Source organism: Streptomyces javensis, assembly GCF_039525925.1.
In the GTDB taxonomy this organism is placed as follows: domain Bacteria; phylum Actinomycetota; class Actinomycetes; order Streptomycetales; family Streptomycetaceae; genus Streptomyces; species Streptomyces asiaticus.
In genome coordinates this window covers 1-2133 of the sequence record NZ_BAAAIF010000220.1, presented here as the reverse complement: position 1 = coordinate 2133, position 2133 = coordinate 1, and the positions used below count along the sequence as shown (strand labels likewise).

Here is a 2133-nt window from a genome sequence, read left to right as displayed (position 1 = left end):
CCAGCGCCTCCCAGCACGTCTCCAGCAGCAGCCGCTGCTGCGGGTCCATCCCCAACGCCTCACGCGGACTGACCCCGAAGAACTCCGCATCGAAATCGCCAGCGCCATCCAGGAAGCCACCCACCCGGGCAAAGGTCGCGCCCGCATCACCGGAGCCGGAGCCGGAGCCGTCCAGACTGTCCACGTCCCAGTCCCGGTTCGACGGGAACCCCGAGATCGCGTCGGTCCCCGCGGCGATCAACCGCCAGAAGCCCTCCGGGTCCTCGGCCCCGCCCGGGAACCGGCAGCCCATACCGACGATCACGACCGGCTCCCGCATCCGCGCAACCGCGGCGGGCGCTTCCCGCAGGACCTCTTGCTCACCGGTCAGCTGCTGCCGCAGGTAGGCCACCAGCGCGGTCGGTGTCGGATGGTCGAAGAGGACAGTGGCGGGCAGCTGGAGTGCGGTAGCGGTCTTCAGCCGGTTGCGGAGGTCAACCGCGCTGTAGGAGTCGAAGCCCTGCTCGCGGAAGCTCCGATCGGCGTCGACGTCCTGCGGCCCGTCATGACCGAGTACCTCGGCGGCAAGGGTCAGGACCAGGCGGGCGAGCTGACGTTCACCGTCCGTCCCCGACAGGCCGGTTGCCTGAGCGCCGTCGTCCTGAGCTGGCGTCACCTCATGGCGCGTTCCGCGCAGAATGCTGGACCGCAGCTCATCGGTGAGGTCCGCGATGACGACGCACGCGTGGTCGTGTCCGACGGTCCAGGCAAGTGCCTCGGCCAGGTCGTCCGGGTCTGCGGGCCGCAGACCGTCGACGGTTCCAGTCCCGGCAGCCTGCCAGGCGATGGCGGTGGCCGCGCGGCCTTCCGCACGGCGCAGCGTCACCAGCGCATCGGCGAAGGCGCCGTAGGCACGCTTGTCCGCGTTCTGCTCGACGCCGAGCTGGGCGCCGGCGTCGGAGAGCACGACGAACGCCGACAGGTCGCGGCCGACGGTCTGATCGTGCAGGCCGAGCAGCGCGTCGATGTCCTGCGCCCCGGCCGATCCGTCCGCAAGGCAGACGACCGCGGTGGCGTCCGGGGGCACGTCCGCTCCCCGGACGACCTCGGCGCCCGCGGCTTCCAGCCATCGGGTGAGTGCAGCGGCGACCGGGCCGCTGTCATCGCCGGACAGCAGCACCTTGCCGGTCGGCTGCCACGGCGACCGTGACGTGTCGACAGCCAGGGGTGCGACGCGCACCTTCCTGGCGAACACTCCCGCCGTGCGCAGGGCCAGCCGGTCCTCGCTGTACTGTCCGCCGAGCACGGCACGCAGCAGGCCTTGGGTGCTGGTGTCCCACGTCCGGGGCAGGTCGAGGCAGCCGCCGCGGCCACCCGCCAACGACGGCCGGTCCCAGATCGCGGACTGCCACGGGTCGCCGGGCCGGTCGGCCGGCTCGGCAGCCACCGCCTCGACCGTGGCGTTCCACACCGGGACGCCGTCGACGATCGGCAGTCCAGGGGGCAGGAAGGAGACGACGCCGACGGCCTCGGGGTAACGCTCGGCCAGCACGGCGCCGACCTGGGACGGGTCGGCCTGGAGCCGGTGGACCACGCCGCCATCGGCGGACAGCGCCTCCACCACCTCGGCGACAACCCGCTCCTCAGCGAATCCCGGGGGGACGAGGAGCAGCCAGCCACCACTGACCACCGGCCGCGTCTCCGCAGTCACTGGCTCCCACGCCACCTGGTACAGAGACGTGTTGAACTTCGCGCGACTGCGCTGCCGTTGCCGCAGGCCGGAGAGCGCCGGCATCAGCGTTTCGACCACCGAGCGCTCGGCGGTCACGCCGAGCAGTCCGGCGAGTGCCTCGACGTCGTTGCTCTCGATCGCCTGCCAGAACTGGCCATCGGCCGAGTCGCCGTCGTGAGCGCCCGCCGCGGCGGCCTTCGGCCAGTACTTCTGGCGCTGGAACGGGTACGTCGGCAGGGCAACCTTCTGCGCCCCGCCAGCGGTGACCGCGGCCCAGTCGACCTCCGCACCAGCGGCATACAGACCGGCCAGTGCGCGCAGGGCGGTCTCCGCCTCGTCCTGGTCGGCGCGCAGTGCCGGGACCCAGGTGTCGGTGTCGGCCATCGCCGACAGCGCACCATCCGGACCCAACTCCGCGAACA

At 72.2% G+C, this 2133-nt stretch carries 1 protein-coding gene; it reads right to left on the bottom strand.

Going from position 1 to position 2133, the window contains the following annotated elements; all coding sequences use genetic code 11:
* Positions 1-2095, bottom strand: a 2095-nt coding sequence (locus tag ABD329_RS47635) for a beta-ketoacyl synthase N-terminal-like domain-containing protein (RefSeq protein WP_344318260.1), incomplete at its 3' end; no start/stop codon positions are given.
* Between the last annotated feature and the right edge of the window lie 38 nt (positions 2096-2133).